Origin of the sequence: Streptomyces sp. SCPE 10 (assembly GCF_051980735.1) — a bacterium.
Taxonomy (GTDB): domain Bacteria; phylum Actinomycetota; class Actinomycetes; order Streptomycetales; family Streptomycetaceae; genus Streptomyces; species Streptomyces misionensis.
Window position 1 is genome coordinate 133,833 of sequence record NZ_CP197069.1, and the last position, 18,076, is coordinate 151,908.

At 70.4% G+C, this 18,076-nt stretch carries 12 protein-coding genes and 4 pseudogenes; 10 read left to right on the forward strand and 6 right to left on the reverse strand.

Annotated features, from left to right (window positions below; all coding sequences use genetic code 11):
- Positions 1 to 5: 5 nt before the first annotated feature.
- Positions 6 to 542: an isochorismatase family cysteine hydrolase gene (locus ACSP97_RS00580; RefSeq protein ID WP_355155301.1), complete on the forward strand. Its 537-nt coding sequence runs from the start codon at positions 6 to 8 to the stop codon at positions 540 to 542.
- Between the two features lie 117 nt (positions 543 to 659).
- Here ACSP97_RS00580 and ACSP97_RS00585 read toward each other — a convergent pair whose 3' ends face one another.
- On the reverse strand, positions 660 to 3,929 hold the full coding sequence (locus ACSP97_RS00585; protein ID WP_440556045.1) for a lectin: 3,270 nt from the start codon (positions 3,927 to 3,929) through the stop codon (positions 660 to 662).
- Positions 3,930 to 4,600: 671 nt separating this feature from the next.
- Here ACSP97_RS00585 and ACSP97_RS00590 point away from each other — a divergent pair.
- Positions 4,601 to 4,999 carry a hypothetical protein gene (locus ACSP97_RS00590; RefSeq protein ID WP_440556046.1) on the forward strand — a complete coding sequence of 133 codons (399 nt, stop codon included), beginning with the start codon at positions 4,601 to 4,603 and terminating at the stop codon, positions 4,997 to 4,999.
- A 17-nt stretch (positions 5,000 to 5,016) separates the two neighbouring features.
- Here the strand turns inward: ACSP97_RS00590 and ACSP97_RS00595 are convergent, their stop codons facing one another.
- Together ACSP97_RS00595 and ACSP97_RS00600 are read right to left on the reverse strand one after the other, a co-directional pair.
- Complete coding sequence (locus ACSP97_RS00595; protein ID WP_440558531.1) at positions 5,017 to 6,138, reverse strand: IS630 family transposase; 1,122 nt, start codon at positions 6,136 to 6,138, stop codon at positions 5,017 to 5,019.
- 89 nt (positions 6,139 to 6,227) lie between these two features.
- A pseudogene (locus ACSP97_RS00600) lies at positions 6,228 to 6,326 on the reverse strand (winged helix-turn-helix transcriptional regulator); the annotation flags it as partial.
- A gap of 433 nt (positions 6,327 to 6,759) precedes the next feature.
- Here ACSP97_RS00600 and ACSP97_RS00605 point away from each other — a divergent pair.
- The gene (locus ACSP97_RS00605) at positions 6,760 to 8,523 is read left to right on the forward strand and encodes an FUSC family protein (RefSeq protein WP_440556047.1); all 1,764 of its coding nucleotides are present in this window, start codon (positions 6,760 to 6,762) and stop codon (positions 8,521 to 8,523) included.
- A gap of 5 nt (positions 8,524 to 8,528) precedes the next feature.
- On the forward strand, positions 8,529 to 9,434 hold the full coding sequence (locus tag ACSP97_RS00610; protein WP_388293591.1) for a LysR family transcriptional regulator: 906 nt from the start codon (positions 8,529 to 8,531) through the stop codon (positions 9,432 to 9,434).
- A 208-nt stretch (positions 9,435 to 9,642) separates the two neighbouring features.
- On the opposite strand, the gene ACSP97_RS00615 is transcribed toward ACSP97_RS00610, so the two are convergent.
- Complete coding sequence (locus ACSP97_RS00615; RefSeq protein WP_440556048.1) at positions 9,643 to 11,025, reverse strand: FAD-dependent monooxygenase; 1,383 nt, start codon at positions 11,023 to 11,025, stop codon at positions 9,643 to 9,645.
- A gap of 70 nt (positions 11,026 to 11,095) precedes the next feature.
- Between ACSP97_RS00615 and ACSP97_RS00620 the strand changes: the two genes are divergently transcribed.
- From ACSP97_RS00620 to ACSP97_RS00635, 4 genes and pseudogenes are all read left to right on the forward strand, one after another.
- A complete protein-coding gene (locus ACSP97_RS00620; RefSeq protein ID WP_355532967.1) occupies positions 11,096 to 11,746 on the forward strand; it encodes a TetR/AcrR family transcriptional regulator C-terminal domain-containing protein in 651 nt (216 codons plus the stop codon).
- A gap of 253 nt (positions 11,747 to 11,999) precedes the next feature.
- Positions 12,000 to 12,763, forward strand: a pseudogene (locus ACSP97_RS00625) (IS5 family transposase).
- A gap of 225 nt (positions 12,764 to 12,988) precedes the next feature.
- Entirely contained in the window at positions 12,989 to 13,297 is a 309-nt protein-coding gene (locus ACSP97_RS00630; RefSeq protein WP_440556049.1) for a hypothetical protein, read from the forward strand.
- On the forward strand, positions 13,288 to 13,725 hold the full coding sequence (locus tag ACSP97_RS00635; protein WP_440556050.1) for a VanZ family protein: 438 nt from the start codon (positions 13,288 to 13,290) through the stop codon (positions 13,723 to 13,725). Before ACSP97_RS00630 ends, ACSP97_RS00635 begins: the two co-directional genes overlap by 10 nt.
- A 73-nt stretch (positions 13,726 to 13,798) precedes the next feature.
- Here the strand turns inward: ACSP97_RS00635 and ACSP97_RS00640 are convergent.
- A pseudogene (locus ACSP97_RS00640) lies at positions 13,799 to 13,948 on the reverse strand (GNAT family N-acetyltransferase); the annotation flags it as partial.
- Positions 13,949 to 14,302: 354 nt separating this feature from the next.
- Between ACSP97_RS00640 and ACSP97_RS00645 the strand changes: the two are divergent.
- On the forward strand, positions 14,303 to 14,698 hold the full coding sequence (locus tag ACSP97_RS00645) for an LppU/SCO3897 family protein (protein WP_358681910.1): 396 nt from the start codon (positions 14,303 to 14,305) through the stop codon (positions 14,696 to 14,698).
- A gap of 267 nt (positions 14,699 to 14,965) precedes the next feature.
- On the opposite strand, the pseudogene ACSP97_RS00650 reads toward ACSP97_RS00645, so the two are convergent.
- Positions 14,966 to 15,345, reverse strand: a pseudogene (locus ACSP97_RS00650) (IS5 family transposase); the annotation flags it as partial.
- 406 nt (positions 15,346 to 15,751) lie between these two features.
- Between ACSP97_RS00650 and ACSP97_RS00655 the strand changes: the two are divergent.
- Entirely contained in the window at positions 15,752 to 18,076 is a 2,325-nt protein-coding gene (locus ACSP97_RS00655) for an Orn/Lys/Arg decarboxylase N-terminal domain-containing protein (RefSeq protein WP_440556051.1), read from the forward strand.

The window sequence follows — 18,076 nt, forward strand, 5'->3', positions numbered from 1 at the left end:
CGAGGATGGAGAACACCGCACTGCTGGTCATCGACATGATCAACACGTACGACCACAAGGACGCCGACCTGCTGCTTCCGTCGGCCCAGACCGTCGTACCGGTCGTGGCGGACCTGCTGGGGCATGCCCGGGAGCGCTCGGTGCCGGTGATCTATGTGAACGACAACTTCGGTCAGTGGCGGTCCCATCACGGAGAGTTGCTCGACCAGGCTCTGAGCGGGCCGCACAGCGACCTGGTGAAGCCCTTGAAGCCCGACAGTGACTCCCTCTTCGTGGTGAAGGCCCGCCACTCCGTGTTCTTCGAGACCCCGCTGGAGTACCTCCTGCGACAGCAGGACATCGACCGGCTGGTACTCACCGGGCAGGTGACCGAGCAGTGCGTGCTCTACTCGGCACTCGACGCCCATATCCGTCACTTCGACGTGATCGTCCCCAAGGACGCCGTGGCACACATCCACGAGGACCTCGCCGACGCCGCGCTGCGGATGATGGAGCGGAACATGGGCGCGCACGTGTGCACGAGCAAGGATCTGTGGCGGTGAGCACGGCATCGCGGCGGACGGGGTTGCGCACACACCGGGGCGACACGCGCCGGGTGGGCCGGCCCCCGCGGTTCGTGCCGCCGGGGTCGGCCCACCGTCGTCAGTGCCCTCCGGTCCTCACCGGCCGAAGCCGTAGGCGAACAGGTGGTCGCTGCCCGACGAGCCCGTCACCGGCAGGGTGATCGAGGCCACCTGCTTGGCCGCGTCGAGCGGGATCTTCGTGGCGAAGACATAGGTCTTCACGCCGTCCCGGCCGCCGCTGCCGGTGTTCCGGTAACCGGTCGTGACGGCCGTGGTGTCGCCCGTCATCGGCTTCGTGGAACCGCCGTTGAGCGTCCAGTCCGAGAACCCGACCACGGCCTTGGCGGTGGTGCCGTCGGTGTAGGTGACGGTCAGCGTGCCCGAGACCCCGCTGCCGTCGGTCGGCGCGTTGGTCGCCGCACCCAGCAGGCCCAGTGACGCTCCCGACGTACCGGCCGGCATCGAAATGGTCTGGCCGGCCATCTCCAGGTTGTCCAGCTGTCCGGACGCCACCGCCGGCCAGGTGTAGGAGACGCCGTCGACCGTGAGGGTGGAACCGCTCGTGGCACCGGCCGCCGACAGCGCGTTCTGGGAGAACGCCCAGCCGCCGTTGTCGAAACCGCCCGAGAAGGTCGTGCCGTCGGGGTAGACGCCCTCGTTGGTGTCGTACGGCCACAGTTCCCCGGCCTTGGCCACGGCGACCCGGAGGGCCGCGCCGTTCAGTGCCGCACCGGTGTCGTGGTCGGTCAGCGCGAAGGCGACGGGGAACGTCCCCTCGCTCGTGCCCGCCGTGACGTGGACCTTCGCCTCGGCGCTGCCCGAGGCGGGCACCTTCAGCGAGCCGGACGCCGGGTCGAGCGTGACACCCGATGGCGCCGTCGCCTTCCAGTCGACGGTGACGTCCTTGCCGCCGAGGTTGGTGAGGCCGAGCGTGCCGTCACCGGAGGCGCCCGGCTGGAGCACCAGGCCGTCGCCGGTCGGACCGGCCGCGGCGGCCAGGACACGGTCCCCGCCCGTGGTGTCCGACGGCGGCACCGCCGACGGGTCGGAGGCCCAGGACTTGTCCGGCTGGGTGCCGAGGGTGAAGTCCAGGGCGCCCGCGTTCTTGAACTGCCCGTACGTCAGCCAGGGGGCGTTCCACTCCTTGCCCTTGACGTCGAGGGACTGCACGTACGGCGCGTCGGGCGCCGCCTGCGGTGCGTTGATCCGCACCGTCCTGCCGCCGGCGGGCGTCACCTGCGCCACCGGGAAGGCCGGGCTGCCGAGCACGAGGGTGTCCGTGCCCGGGGTCTCCGGGTACATGCCCAGCTCGGACCAGACGTACCAGGAGCTCATCGCGCCGAGGTCGTCGTTGCCGAACGAGCCGACCGGGGCGTTGAAGTACAGGTCCCGCTGGGCGGCGCGGACGGCCTCCTGGGTCTTCCACGGCTGACCCGTGTAGTCGTACTCCCAGGGGATCTCCACACTGGGCTCGTTGCTCAGGTTGGCGTCGGTGTCGCCGGGGTCGGTGATGTTGTCGAGCAGGCTGTCCAGGTAGGACGAGTACGCCTGGTCACCGCCGCGCGCCTGGATGAGCTGCTTCAGGTTGAACGGGACCATCGGCGTGTACTGGGCCGACGTGCCCTCGACGAAGCCGTTGGAGGTGCCCGGGGTGAACCCGGCGGCGAACCGGCCGTCCTGGTCCTTGGCCTGCATGTACCCGGTCTGCGGGTTGAAGACGTTCATCCAGTCCTGGGCGCGGGTGGCGAACTTCTGGTAAACGGCCTTCTCGCCGAGCGACTTGGCGAAGGCGGCGAGGGCGTAGTCGGCGGAGTCGTACTCCAGCTGGGTGGAGACCGGGCCGTAGAAGTTGCAGCACCCGTAGTCCTTCTCGTCCAGCGGGAGGTAGCCCTTGGCGTCGCGCACCGACTCGCCGGGGCGGTCGTTGTTCGGGGCGGTGGCCTCGTGCTGGAGGGCGGCGAGCGCCTTGTCCGTGTCGAAGCTCCGGGCGCCGAAGGCGTACGCGTCGGCGATGATGCCGGCCGCCGGGTCGCCGACCATGACGTAGCTCTCGCCGTTGTTGGAGGCCCACTTGGGGAGCAGGCCCGTCTGGTCGTAGCCGTTGAGCATCGAGGTGACGACGTCGCTGGTGACCTTGGGCTCGGCCATCGCCATCAGCTGGGTCTGGGAGCGGTAGGTGTCCCAGCCCGAATAATTGGCGTACTGGGCCTGCTGTCCCTTGGCCAGCTTGTGGACCTGGTTGTCCATGCCCATGTACTGGCCGTTGTCGTCCGAGAAGACGTTGGGGTGCAGCAGCGCGTGGTAGAGCGCCGTGTAGAACTGCACCTGCTGGTCCTTGGTGCCACCGCCGATCCGGATCTTGTCCAGCACCGCGTTCCAGGCGTCGTGGTTCGCCCGTTCCACCGCGTCGAGGTTCCAGTTCCCGATCTCGGTGGTGAGGTTGTCCGCCGCGCCCGCGTCACTGGTGTACGAGATGCCGACCTTCGCCTTCACCGTGGGGTTCGAGGAGGTGTCGAAGGTCAGGTACATCCCGTTCGCACCCGAGGTGGGCGGCTGGGCGGTCTTGCCCGTGGCCGACGGCGAGGGTGTGGCGCCGGTGCTCGGGGCCGGGGACGGCGTACCGGAGGGCGTACGAGCGCTGCCGTGCACGGTCGGGGAGGGGGCCGCGGGCACGGTGAAGTGCTGTTCCTTCAGCCGCTTCGACGGGTGCGGCTGCGCGTTCTGCCTGACCTCGCCCGCCTTCAGCGAAGTGGCGTCGGGGTTGATGGTGCCGCCGACCCAGGTACCGCTGCCGGTGAACGGCTGGTCGAACTTGATGTCGAAGTGCAGGGTGTACCGGTTCTTCGCGCCGCAGAAGTGACCGCTGTCGACGGAGCCTTTGATCTCCTTCTTGTTCACCACCTGGACGCGGGTGCCGTCCACCTGGGTGGCGCCACCGCTGAGCTTGAACAGCAGGTTCGCCTGACTGCCCGTCGGGAAGGTGAAGGAGCCCAGGCCGGCGCGGGTGGTGTCGGTCAGCCTGGTCGTGACGCCGTTCGCGTCGGTGACCTGGTACGACCCGATGCCGGTCCGCTCGTCGGCGTGGCTGAAGCCCACGGACGCGTTGCCGAGGTTGCCGGAGAGCGTGCCGGTCACCGGGAGGATGGGCAAGTCACCCGCGACCCCGCAGCCGGGTCCTGAGACATGGGTGAGGCTGAAGCCCGAGATCTTCTTGTCGTCGTACTCGTAGCCGCCGCCCGAGGGCCGGTCGGGCGTGGTGTCCGGCCCCCACTGCACCATGCCGGCCGGCATGTCGGGGCCCGGGAAGGTGTCCACCTCTCCGGAGGTGCCGATCAGCGGGTTGACGAGGGACGCGGGATCTTTCACCAGGGCCGGCGGCGCGGCACTTGCGGCGTACGCGCCCCCGATCGCCGGGAGCGGGAATGCCGCGAGACCCAGGACGGAGATCAGGGTCAGGCGTTGGCGGAATCTCTTTCGATCACGTGGCGCGGCTGAACGTCGGGGTCGGACCATCGGTTGCCTCCGCAGCGGTTCGTGCTTCGCACAGGTGCTGATGTGCCGAAGGGCAGGGCGTCGGTGAAGGCCTCGGTGCCGGGCGCCTCGACCGGCGGCCTGACAACGTTGCCATGCACAGGTGACGAGTGAAACGCCTGGGCTCACGGCGTGTCAACGAGGCCAACAGCAGTTTCTGAAACCGAAGTTCGCGGTGCGGGCGGCCGGCATGATGGCGGAGCGGTCGGGGCCGAGGCCCACCGGACGCCTGCTCGGCTGACGTCGGCCTTGGTGAACTGGGGTTATCCGGGACGGACTTGGGTCGAACCCTTGGTTCGCCGACCCTGCCCTTCGCCAGTGCCGCGGATCGGCCTGCGGCGCGCGGACGCCGCGTCGGAAAGCTGGTCGAGCCGTCCCATCTAGTGCTCTGTCCGGGAAGGTTCGCCGGGTTGTTGGGAGGAGGGTGGATGGCGTGCGATGACTTCCAACGAGGGAGATCCGCCTCATAGGATCTTGAGCCCAGGCACGGATGTCGGAGGGCGACGATGGAAGAACCGCGGATACGCCTCGGCAGTGATGATGTGTGGCTGGAACTGGCTCGGACCGATGGCGACAGCTGGCAGGTCACTGCAGATTGGTGCTCGTCGCTGACAGCTGACTTCACCGCAGATCTCAGCGCTGCGGAGGTCGTGGACTTCGCGGCCCGCATGCTCTCTCACCTGCGCGCGCCGGGGAGTGGACGCTTTTCGGCGGCGGTGACTCCCGGTCGGAACAATCCGCTGACGTTGAAGGCGGAGCCCGTCGGGGACGGTTTCGCCTTTTTCGTGCGCCTGACTCCCAACGGCGACGACGACGTGTGTCATTTGCAGATGGAGATCGATCCGATCGCCACGTTGGAACTTCGTGAAGCATTCAGTGCGCTGCACGCGGTGCTGGTGGTCTGACCCGCCGGAACATCTGGTCAGGCCGCCATCGTGAGCGGGCGTCCACCCCACCGGATGCCCTTCTCACCTCGGATGCGGGCGCGTTCCTTGCGTTCGGCGGCCAGGACGTCGCGGTGGCGGGCGTTGGCGTTGCGCCACCGCAGGTAGGCGTGCAGGGCCCGGGTCTGGACGGTGTGGTTGGGATGGTTGGAGTTGGCAATGGTGAACTGCCTGAGTGGTCCGAAGTGGGCCTCGATCGGGTTCGCCCACGAGGCGTAGGTCGGGGTGAAGCACAACTCGACCTTGTGCTTCTTCGCCCAGCGCCGGATGTCGGCTCCTTTGTGGGCGGACAGGTTGTCCATGATCACGTAGATGGGTGCGCCGTCGGCCCGGGCGGCACGGATCGACTTCAGCGCGGCCAGCGTGTTCGCGGCGCCTTTCTTGCGGTGGTTGACACCCCACAGGCGGTCGTCGCCGACCGAGTAGCAGCCGTGGAAGTAGCGCACCCCGTGGGTGCGGTGGTAAGTGGCCGGCACCCGGTCGGGATGTTTGCGTGCTGCCCAGCCCGAACCCGCGGTCGGCCTGATGCCGAGCGGACCGAACTCATCGAAGGCGAACACCCGGTCGGAGAAGCGGTCCAGGACCTCCTCGATCCGGTCCAGCTTCGCCTCACGGTCCGGGTCGGGGGATTCCTTCCACGTCTTGGTTCGCTGGAAGGTGACACCTCGGCGGGCGAGCAGGCTGCGTAACGCCTCGCGGCCGATGCAGATCATCCGGCCGTGGACTTTCCGCAGGTAAGCGACGAGTTTGCGCAGGGACCAGCGGGTGAAAGGCTGGCCGAGATTGGTGGGGCGGGTGGTGGCCGTCTGCACGACGAAGTCCTCTTCGTCAATGCTGAGTAGGCGGGGACGGCCTCCCGCCCACCGAGGGTCCAAACAGGCCAGGCCGATCTCGTTGAACCGGTGGATCACATCGCGGACGGTGTCCTCGTCAGCCTGCACCAGCTGGGCGATCACCGGCACGCGGTTCCCGCCGGCCGAAGCCAGCAGCATCATCGCCCGCCGGTAACGCACCGAACTCGCGCTGCCCCGGCGCACGATCTGCTGCAGCTTCTGCCCCTCCTGGTCGGTCAGCCTGCGCACACGGACAGGCTCTGCCACAGCGCCTCCAGCAGTCGGAACGGACGTCACCGCACATCCAACCGCCACGACCGCCAACCCGGCGAACCTAGGCGGTCAGAGCACTAGGCGAGTTCGCGCACCGCCTGATGGGCCGTCCGCCGGGTCACGCCCATGCGGCGGGCGAGTTCGGACACGGTCGTGCCCTCCTCGTCGAACAGGGCGAACACCGACGCCTGCGCCCCACCGCTCCACCTCGGCCTCCGCCACGCCCACCCCCAGGTGGTCGCCGCCGGACACCGGCCGGAAGCCGATTTGGACACCGGCCCGGCACAGCGCGGCGGGCAGCCGCTCGCCTTGCGCGAACGACATGATCGCGTCCCCGGCGCCGTGCAGGACGAGGAACGGCGGCGAGTCCGCCGTCACCTGGGCGACCGGGCCGGCGGCGCGGGCGCACACCTGCTTCCGATACCTGGCCGGGCCGGCTCTCGATCAAACCTGCACCCGGTGACCCGAGACAGAAGGTCCGGAGTTCCGGAAAATCGGCGAGCCATGCCCTGTGCGCATGGTTTTCGCCGTCGTCCGGCATTGGACGCATGCGTTCTCACGATCAACCCTTGAAGGGAGCCACCTGTCCCCGTTCTCAAGGAGTCGATCCCCTCGATGAAGGCACCGCTCGGCCCGACGACGAAGACACCGCCCGGCATCGCGCTGACCCCGGTGCCGCTCGCGGCCGCCGTGCGGGGCGCCGTCGCGCTGGCGGTGCCGCTGCTCGTCGGCGTGTGGACCGGAGCCCTCGTGCCCGCCGTGATCGCGGGCATCGGCGCACTGTGGGGCGTGAGTCAGGACGGCTCCGACCCCTACCGGCTGCGGGTGCGGCGGCTGGGCGGCATGGGCGTCAGCGCCGCCGCCGGCCTGCTCGCCGGGGAACTGGCGTTGCGCAGCGGGCATCCGGCGGCGGTGACCGGCTGCCTGGTCCTCTCCGCCCTGCTCGCCGGCTCGGTCAGCCTGCGCGGCCGGCTCGCCTCCGTCTCCGGCATGCACCTGCTGCTCGGTGCCACCATCGGCTCGGGCATCCCGGTGCCGGGGCCGTGGTGGCACGCCCCGCTCGCGCTGCTGGCCGGGGTGGGTCTCGTCGTCGTGCTGTCGGCGGCGCCGTGGCTGTGGCGCCGGTACGGCATCGAGCGGGCCGCCGTGCTCGCCGTGTACCGGGCAGCCTCCCAGGCCCTGTCGGCGGCCGGCTCGCCCACGGCACAGGACGCGCGCCGCCGGCTGACCGCGGCGCTCGACCAGGCCCACCAGGTGATGGGTCGCCACCTGACGCGCCCGGACCGGCAGCACCCGGAGCTCGCCGCGCTGCGCCGCGCCTTCCACACGGGCGTCCGGCTGGGCGAGGTGGCCTCGGCTCTGGTGTGGGAGGGGCGACCGCTCCCCCGGCACGTGGCGGACGTACCGCTGCGGATGGCCGCGCGCCTGCTGCCGCGGCCGGGCGGACCGGCCGAGGCCGGCGAGTCCGGGGACACCCGCGCAGGACAGGCGTGGCAGAACGCAGTGCCCGACTCGCCGGGGGTGCGGGCGCTGGCCGAACTGGCGGTGGACGCCGACCGGGGCCGTCCGGACGAGCCGGCGGTGCGCCTGCCTTCGGTGCAGTGGCACGGGCGGGCCGCCCAGGTCCGCTACACCGTGCTGCTGGCGGTCTGTGTGCTGGTCGCCCAGCTGTGCGCGCAAGCGCTGCACGAGCCGCGCGGGTACTGGCTCCCCATGACGGTGGCCTTCGTCTACAAGCCCGACTTCGGTCCTCTCGCCCGGCGGGCCCTGCACCGCTGCGCCGGTACGGTCGCAGGGGTGGCCGCCATCGGGGCGGTGACCCTGCTGACGACCGACACCTACGTCCTGATCGGCGCGGTCGCCGCCTTCGGCGCGCTGATGGCCGTCGGTGTGCGCCACCACTACGCGCTCGCCACGACCGGGCTGACGGCGATCGTGTTCGTCCTCGTCGACCTGCTCGGCGACCACCGCGCGCTGTACGCGGCGCGGATCCTCGACACCGCGCTGGCCGCGGGGATCGTCCTGGCCGCGCATTTCGCGCTGTGGCCCCGGTCCGCCGCGCAGCGGGCCACCGAGCTGACCGAGGCGGCCCTGGCCGCCGCCCACCGCTACCGCGACCTGGCCCCCGGGGCCGCGCCGGCCCAGCGGCACGCGCTGCGCCGGACCGCCTACCACCGGCTCGCCGAGGCCCGCCGGGCGGCTGCCCACGCCCACGGCGAGCCGGGCCGCCCCGGCCGCGCGCTGCCGCACTGGGAGGAGGCCATCGCCTCGGCGGAGCGGCTGTGCGACGCCGTCAGCGCGCGCAACCTCGGCGCCGTGCCGCCCGCCGCCGCTCGCCCGGTGCCCCGGGACGCGGGGGCGTGCGCGGTGGGAGGATGACCTCGATGGATCTCCAGGTGCTCCGTGCTTTCCAGGCCGTGGCCGAGGGACTGACGGTCACCGAGGCCGCCGCCGAGGCCCGCATCACCCAGCCCGCCCTCTCCCGGGCCCTGCGCCGACTGGAGGAGGAGGTCGGCGCGGAGCTCCTCCAGCGCGTCGGGCGGGTGCTGCGCCCGACCCCGGCGGGCCGGGTGTTCAAGGAGTACGTCGACGCCGCCCTGGACAGCTACGACCGGGGTCGGCGGGCGGTGGCCGAGGTCGTCGACCCGGACACCGGCCTGGTCTCCCTGGCCTTTCTGCACACCCTGGGCACCTGGCTGGTGCCCGGCCTGGTGACCGGGTTCCGGGAGGAGTACCCGGGGGTGCGGTTCGAGCTGCACCAGGACGGGGAGAGCGGCTTGGTCCAGCACCTCCTCGACGCCACCGCGGACCTGATGATCACCAGCGGTGACCCGGACCACCCGCTGATCACCTGGCGGCGTCTCCTGGTCGAGCCGCTGTGGCTGGCCGTGCCCACCGGCCACCGTCTGGCCCGGCACCGCCGGGTGCGGCTGGCGGAGGTCGCAGAGGAACCGTTCATCCTGCTCAAGCCCGGCTACGGGCTGCGCAGCGTCACCGAGGAGCTGTGCCAGGAGGCCGGTTTCGCACCACGGGTCGCCTTCGAGGGCGAGGAGGTGCAGACCCTGCGCGGTCTGGTCGCCGCGGGCCTGGGTGTCTCCCTGATCCCGTCCTCGCCGGACACGGCGGCCACACCCCGCTTCCCGATCCGCTACCTGGAGATCACCGACGTGCACGGCGCCCGGGACATCGGCATCGCCTGGCTCACCGGGCGCACCCTGCCGCCCGCGGCCCGCCGGTTCATCGACCACGCCCTCCGGGCGTCGGCGGACGCCCGGGACGGCCGCTGGTGAGCGGGACCCCGCCCCGCCGCGCCGCCTGACACGCGTACGCCCGGAGCAATGGCGTCGCCGGGGCGGTGGGCCGCCCCACGCTGGTGGTCTTGATCAAACCGCCGGGAGCGTTGGGAACCAGCCCGCCCGAGCGTTTCCGTGAGGGCCATCGCCCGGGGCCCCGTGCCGCACGCCCCGGCCGTCCGAGGCATCCGGGGTGGCCGGCACCTCAGCCCGCCGCGAAGACTCCGGTTCGGCGGGCGTATTCCGCGAGCCCCTGGGCCGACTCGCCCGCCCAGCCCACGTGGCCGTCGGGCCGGATCAGGAACACGCCCGGGCCGTACGACTCCGGAGCGGCGGGCAGGGCCCGCACACCGGCGTCGGCGGACCGTCCGCCCAGCAGGGTCCAGTGCGGCCCTCGGAACGCGTCGAAGAGACGGATGCCGGACACCGTGCCGTCGGGGGCACGGTCGCCCGCCCGAACGCCGGCCGGGTCCCTCCGAGTCTCCAGGCTCAGCGACGACTCCCGGTAGTTCAGCCCCAGTTGCACCGTCGCCCTGCCGCGCCGGACCTCCCCGCGGTGCACGCCCGTCGACAACTCCAGCATGGCCGCGGCGTTCGCCCGCCGCTCCTCCTCGTAGGAGTCCAGCAGCGTCTCCGGCGCCCCGTCGCGCAGTACGGCGCCCAGCTTCCAGCCCAGGTTGTAGGCGTCCTGGACGCTGGTGTTCAGGCCCTGGCCGCCGGCCGGTGAGTGGACGTGGGCGGCGTCGCCCGCGAGGAAGACCCGGCCGACGCGGAAGCGGTCCGCGAGGGCGGCTCGCGGACGGAAGTGCGAGGACCAGCGCAGCTCGACAACGTCTTCACGCTCCAGCGGGGTGTACGCGGCCACCAGTTCACGGACGTCGTCGAGGCGGAGGCCGGTTTCGGAGCCCTCGGGCAGCCGGGCCTGCACCTGGAACTCGTCGGTGCCGGCGAGCGGGCACAGCGCGACGCCGCCGCCGTCGGCTCCCCGGAACATGTGCCAGTGGTCCCGGTCCAGGCCGTTCAGTCGCACGTCCGCCACCAGGAACGGCGCCGGGTCCACCGTCTCCCCGGTCATGCCCACGCCCACCGCACGCCGGACCGCGGAGCGCCCGCCGTCGGCCGCGACGACGTACCGCGCGCGGGCGGTCGTACCGTCCGCGAAGCGCGCGGTCACGCCCTCGGAGTCCTGCTGAAGGCCCGTGACCTCACGCCCGAACGCTACCCGGCCGCCCAGTTCCCGCAGCCGCGCGTACAAGATCTCCTGGGTGCGCCACTGCGGCACCATCAGCGGTTCGCTGTACGGCGTGCCCTCGTCCGCCTCGATCCTGTCGAACACGGGCTGTCCGCCGACCGCTTCGCCGTCGTTCCAGATCATCCGCGGCGGGTAGGGGCCGCCCGCGGCCCGGATCGCCTCGATGACACCGAGGTCGTCGAAGACCTCCAGGGTGCGCGGTTGCAGGCCCTTGCCGCGCGAGCCGGGGAACAGGTTCTCCGACCGCTCCACCACCAGTGCCTCCACCCCGCGCCGCGCCAGGTCGATGCCGAGGGTCAGACCGGTCGGCCCCGCACCCACGATCAGGACGTCCATCACACTTCTCCTTAACAACGTTAAGTCCGGATGCGCTGAGCGTGCCCTTAACGCTGTTAAGCTGTCAAGTGTGAGCCCCGAGAAACGCGCCCCCCTGGACCGCCGACGCGTCGCCGACACCGCGCTCCGGCTGCTGAACGAGGTCGGCCTGGAGGGGTTGACGCTGCGCGCCATCGCCCGCGAGCTGAACGTCAAGGCACCCGCGCTGTACTGGCACTTCAAGGACAAGCAAGCGCTGCTGGACGAGATGGCCACCGAGATGTACCGGCGCATCGCCGCCGACGCCGCGCTCGATCCCGCCGACACCTGGCAGCAGCGGCTGCTCGAGACCAACCGGGGGCTGCGCACCGCGCTGCTCGCCTACCGCGACGGCGCCAAGGTGTTCAGCGGCTCGCGCTTCACCGGCACGGAGCACGCTCCAGCGCAGGAGGCGATCCTGCGGTTGCTGACGGAGACGGGGCTCTCCCTCACCCAGGCCGTGCACGCGGTCCGGACGGCCTACGCGTACACGATCGGTTTCGTCACCGAGGAGCAGGGCGTGAAGCCCCTCCCGAACGAACGCCGGGAGGGCTACGACATCGAGGACCGCGCCCGGCGGATGGCCGCCTTCCCGCTCGCCGCCGAGGCCGGACGGCTGCTCTTCGACGGCTACGACGAGCAGTTCGAAGAGGGCCTCGCGGTCGTGATCGCGGGCATCGCCGCACGGTACGCGATCGACTGACCCGCCCCTGGCCGCCCGACGGAGCGCGCCGCCGGATCGGGCGGCGTCCGCCCCCTCATGCCGGGTGAAGCGATGTCGGCCATCAGACGACCCTCCGCTCGCGGTTCGGCGCGGGCCGCCCGGCCCGGCAAGGAAGGTTTCCGCTAGGCCGTGTCCGTAAAGTGGTGGGCTCGTTGGTCTGTTCGTGGTGCGTCGTCATGAGCTGACTGATGAGTCGTGGGCGGTGATCGAGCCGTTGCTGGCTCCGTCGCGGATGGGCAGGCCGGTGCGGGACCGCCGTCAGGTGGTGAACGGGATTCTGTGGAAGCTGTCCACGGGTGCGGCCTGGCGGGACCTGCCCGAGCGGTACGGGCCGTGGAAGACGGTCTACGAGCGCTTCCGCCGCTGGTCGGCCGACGGAACCTGGGACCGGCTCCTGGCCCACGTCCAGCAGCACTCGGATGCCGTCGGCACGGTCGACTGGACCATCGTGTGCGTCGACTCCACCACCGTGCGGGCCCACCAGCACGCGGCCGGGGCCCGAAAAGGGGGCCCTGGCCGGGCGAGGCGATCGGCCGGTCCCGCGGCGGGCTGACCACGAAGATCCACCTCGCCTGCGACGGCCAGGGCCGGCCCCTCGCCTTCACGGTCACGGCCGGGAACGTCAACGACTGCACCCAGTTCGAGCAGGTCATGGCCCGCATCCGCGTCCAGCGGTGCGGTCCCGGCCGGCCCAGGACCCGGCCCGAGCGGGTCGCCGCCGACAAGGGCTACTCGTCCGCGAAGATCCGCTCCTACCTCCGCCGCCGAGGCATCAAGGCCGTGATCCCCGAACGGATCGACCAGATCAACGGCCGCCTCCGCCGCGGCGAGAGCCTCTGCCGACTCGACCGGGCCGCCTACCGGCGCCGCAACGTCGTCGAGCGCTGCTTCAACAAGCTCAAACACCACAAGGCCCTGGCCACCCGCTACGACAAACGCGCCCGCCACTACCAGGCCATGGTCACCATCGCCTGCCTCCTGCTCTGGCTGCCCTGACTTTACGGACACGACCTAGGGCCCAGCAGGCATTGTCCACCGTTCCGCTTCGGCCATTTTCGTGCACGCCGTACTGACGTTGCGCCATACGCTGTTGCGATCAACTCGCACGGGGGGGGAACCGAGCGTCCGATAATTCGGACGCATCTTGCATGCCTTCGAATGCCCCCCCTTTTCTTAACGGGTGCCCTTGACCAAGGCGCTTGAAGTACGGGGGTTTAAACAGTGAAGAGCATCAAGAGATCTGCCGGAATCGCCGCATCCTTGATTTCCGTCCTGGGAGCAACCGTCATCGCGGTACCGGCGGCTTCCGCGACGCCGGCCGGGTGCGGCGAGCTGGACAACGGCCAACTGTGCATCCCTGGCGGCAAGGTCGGCGTGAACGGCACGTTCACCTGGACGGTGGGCTACTCCCGTAGCAAGAGCGGCCAGATCACCGTGACGCTCGGCGACCGGCGCAAGAACTCCAAGATCACCGCTCTGCCGAACTACTACGGGTCGGCCAAGACCAACAAGACTGCCGCGTGCTCCTGATCCTCTGCCTGGTAATCATTTATGCCGCTACGCTGATGCCCACTCAACCCCTGGGCAGCGGCGGCCCGCGCTACATTTCTTGGGTACCCGGCGAGGGGCTTTGGGGCAATGACCTTTCATCCATGGGATCCATGGAGCACGAAATGTCGCTGCGTCTCCAGTTGGTCAATGCGATGATGTTCGTCCCGCTCGGAATCTTGTTGGTCTTCGTCACCCGGCAGCCCCGCCTCGGCCGGACCATCGCGATCTGCCTGGCACTGAGTGTGTCGATCGAGACAGCGCAGTACGTGATGAACGCGGGCCGCACAGCCGATGTGGACGACGCGCTGTTCAACACCCTCGGCGGCGCGTTGGCGTTCCTCCCTCGCCGAGCACTGGCCGGGCTATCCGTCGAACCAGGAGTGCTCCCCCTGGCTGATCAGGGCTGAACGCCGGGACCGCGTGCCCCCCCCCAGTCCTCGGCGGGCCGCCGAGGGCTGGGGGTCACCGCGGCCGGGCTCGTCAGCGGGTGGCGCGGAGCATAACGGTGAGCAGCGGGGAGGCCGGTGAGGGCTGGCTCTGCCCGATGTCCTCGTACCCCCACGACCGGTAGACCGCATGGACCTTCCCGTCGCCAGCGGCCGGATTGACCATGAGCGTCACGTACGGCTCCCTCGCTGGTGCGGAGCAGACGCGGCTCAAGGTGACCTCCACCTACTCGCGCGGGCCGAGTCGAACCGTCAGCCGCCAGGGGACACTCGGGCGCGGGGCGGACGGTCGCCTCCAGGTGGCGGAGTCTTTCCGTTTCGACAGCGCGCGGATGCGCCAACCACTGCGCGAGAGCGCCCTCGCAGCCGGCTTGACGTGGCGGGGAATCGCCTTCGGCACGTTGTGAGGCCCACGGTGTCCTTCTGAGAGGGGCCCGCGACGCGTTCGGCTCGCGTCGCCGTGCCGTACTCTGCGACTGGCCAGGTGGGCTTGCTTCTTGGCCGTTTTCGCACGTCCCCACCAACCGAGGAACTGCCCGTGTCCCACACACCGCCCCAGGACGGCCCGACCGCCTCGTACACCCCCGCGCAGATACGGCGCAACCGCCTGATCTTCCTCGGTGTGGTCCTTGTCCTCGCGGGCCTGGTGGCGTTCGTGACCCTGGGCCCCCACGATGCGAAGGACCAGTCCGCCACGCTCCACGCCGGCGACTGCTTCCAGAACGTCGGAACGGACAAGCACGCGAAGACTAAAAAGCTCGATTGCACCGACCCGCAAGCCGACTACAAGGTCCTGAAAATGGACAAGGGCGGAGTCGTCGACACCTTCTCGTGCTCCGGTGTTCCAGGCACGACCGGCTCACTCACCCAGATGGGCGCGGAAGGGTCGTTCGTCGTCTGCTTCAAGGAGAACGACGACAAGGGCAGCAACTAGGCCTTGTCCGGCCGGTCATGGCTGTAGGCAGTCGGGCATGATGCCCGGGTGAGCATCATCGTGAAGTTCCAGGACCGGCTTGAACTGGGTACAGTCTGCTCGCTGACCTGGGGTGACGGTCAGGGACAGCGGGCGGCAGCGGCCGTCCGCGCTCAGGTGGAGCTTGCTGGTGAACCCGCCCCGCGAGCGGCCCAGGCCCCCACCTCCAGCACCACCTCCACTAGGCGGGCGAACAGGCTCTGCCACGGCGTCTCGTCCTGGTGTTCCATGCCTGCGGCCCCCTTTGATCCCAGGGCCGGCGGTGGATCGCTGCGGGCGCCGGCCGCGTGCCGATGCGCGCGAACGACGGTGGAGTCGACCGAGATGTCCCAGTCGATCTCGCCTGCGGTGTCGGCCGCAGCCTGGACCTGCTGGAGGAGACGTTCCCAGGTGCCGTCGGCCGACCACAGGCGGTGGCGTTCATAGACGGTCTTCCACGGTCCGAACCGTTCGGGCAGATCGCGCCACTGCACCCCGGTCCGCACCCGGTGCAGAATCCCGTCGATCACTTGCCGGTGATCCCCCCACCTGCCGCAACGCCCCTTGCCGACCGGCAGGAACGGCCGCAGCCGTTCCCACTCAGCATCACTCGGATCACCCCGCCCCATGCCTACAGGAACGACTCGGGCACGGAGCAGTCACATCATCGGCCGGACAGTGCCTGGTACTGCAACGGAACCCGGGCACGTCGGCACGGAGACGGGCTCGGGCGGGCAGCCCTGACACCGGACAGAAGAAGCGCCGAGGACGTAGGCGCGGGCCTGCCTGTTCAAGGAAGGGTCGGCGGCCGTCAAAATCGCAAAACAAGACCCAATTTCGGAAGAAGACGGGTTACTCTCAGTCTTTTCTCCCATAGCCGTCCAATCGCCCCTAGCCTTCAACGGAGTGGCTCAGCGCTGCACGGCAGACCGTTCGTCGTGTTACCGAAACGAGCGAGTAAGGGAAGCGTTCGTCTCCGCAGGCCTTGATGGACAGGCCGAGATGTCCCCGCAGCCAACGACAGGAGTGCTTCCCATGGTGAACGACGCAGTCCTCGTGGCGGTGCCCGAAGGCCCGATCGCCGCAGGTGCCCAACTGGCCAAGATCGGCGAGGAACTGCAGGACCAGGGCCTTCAGGTGCGGTGGACGTCGCGGGCCGAGGACGCCCGGGCCGTCCTTCGGACGGAGGCCGGTCTCGCGGGTGCCATGGTCGCCTGGGACCTGCCCGGCGACGGAGGCACGGGAGAGGAGGACGGCGGTGGCGCGGCGGTGCTCCGCCTGATCGGACAGCGGTTCAGGGACCTGCCGGTGCTGCTCGTGATGACGCACGAGGCGGATGCGGGGCGGGAGTTCGAGCGGCTTCCGCTGTGGGTCTCCGAGGTGGTCTCCGGCTATGTCTGGCCGTTCGAGGACACTCCCGCCTTCGTCGCCGGGCGGGTGGCCTCCGCCGCCCGTGCCTACCGCGAGACGATCCTGCCACCCTTCTTCAAGGCGCTCCGCCGCTTCGACCAGGCGCACGAGTACTCCTGGCACACCCCGGCGCACTCTGGCGGCGTCGCGTTCCTGAAGTCGCCGGTCGGCCGGCAGTTCTTCGACTACTACGGCGAGCGCCTGTTCCGCACTGACCTGTCGATCTCGGTCGGCGAGCTGGGTTCCCTCTTCGAGCACACCGGCCCGATCGGCGAGGCCGAGCGCAACGCGGCCCGCGTCTTCGGTGCGGACCGCACGTACTTCGTGCTGCACGGCGACTCCACCGCCGACCGCATGGTGGGCCACTACAGCGTCACCCGCGACGAGATCGCGCTCGTGGACCGCAACTGCCACAAGTCCGTCCTGCACGGTCTGGTCATCTCCGGCGCCCGCCCCGTCTACCTGGTGCCCACCCGCAACGGGTACGGGCTGGCCGGACCGCTGCCGCCGGCGCACACCGATCCCGAGGCCGTACGGGCGACGGTCACGCGGAACCCGCTGACAGCCGGTGCCCTCTCACCAGAGGCCCAGTACGCGGTGATCACCAACTCCACCTACGACGGCCTGTGCTACGACACCGTCCGCACCGCCCGCCAACTCGCGCCCAGCACACCGCGCCTGCACTTCGACGAGGCCTGGTTCGCCTACGCGCGCTTCCACCCGCTCTACGAGGGCCGGTACGGGATGGCGGTCGGCCCGGACGTCCTCGACGACGACGCGCGGCCCACGGTGTTCGCGACCCAGTCGACCCACAAGCTTCTCGCGGCCCTGTCGCAGACGGCGATGGTGCACGTGAAGTCCGCGCCCAGGGCGCCGGTCGAACACGACCGGTTCAACGAGGCATGCATGATGCACGGCACCACCTCGCCCTTCTACCCGGGCATCGCCTCGCTGGACGTGGCCACGGCCATGATGGACGGCGCACCGGGCCGGGCGCTCGTCGACGAGGCTGTCACCGAGGCCATCCGCTTCCGGCAGGCGGTCGTGACCACGGGGCGGCGGATCGTCGACGCCGGTGACCGGCCGGCGTGGTTTTTCGGCGTGTGGCAGCCCGACACCGTCACCGACCCGCGCACCGGCGAACGGACCGACTTCGCCGACATCCCCGCCTCTGTGCTCAGCAGGGAACCGCGCTGCTGGCAGCTGGAGCCCGGCGCCGACTGGCACGGCTTCACCGGCCTCGACGAGGGCTACTGCCTGCTCGACCCGATCAAGGTCACCCTCACCTGCCCAGGTGTCACCGCCACCGGCCGGCGGTCCGAGTGGGGCGTCCCCGCACGGATCCTCACCGCCTACCTCGCGACCCGCGGGATCGTGGTGGAGAAGACCGACAGCTACAGCACGCTGATCCTCTTCTCCATGGGCATCACCAAAGGCAAGTGGGGCACCCTCATGGACGCCCTGATGGACTTCAAGGCCCTCCACGACAGTGACGCCCCGCTGGAGCGCGTCCTGCCCGGGCTGTGCGACGAGCATCCCGACCGCTACGCCGGGCTCACCCTCAAGCAGTTGTGCCGGCAGATGCACGGACACCTGACCCGGGCCGAGCTGATCGACGCGCTCGACGCCGCGTTCCGTCACCTGCCCGAGCCCGTCCTGCCGCCGCAGCACTGCTACCAGCAGTTGATCCGGGGCGGCACCGAACGCATCCCGGTGGCGAAGGCCGCCGACCGGGTCGCCGCCGCCATGGTCACCGTCACACCGCCCGGCATCCCGGTCCTCATGCCCGGCGAGTCCACCGGCACCACCGACGGGCCCTTGCTGCGCTATCTCCGCGCACTGGAGGAGTTCGACCGCCGCTTCCCCGGATTCCGCAGCGAGGCCCACGGCGTCACCCTCGGCCCCCGCACCGGCGACTACCTGATCGAGTGCCTCCGCCAGGACCGATGA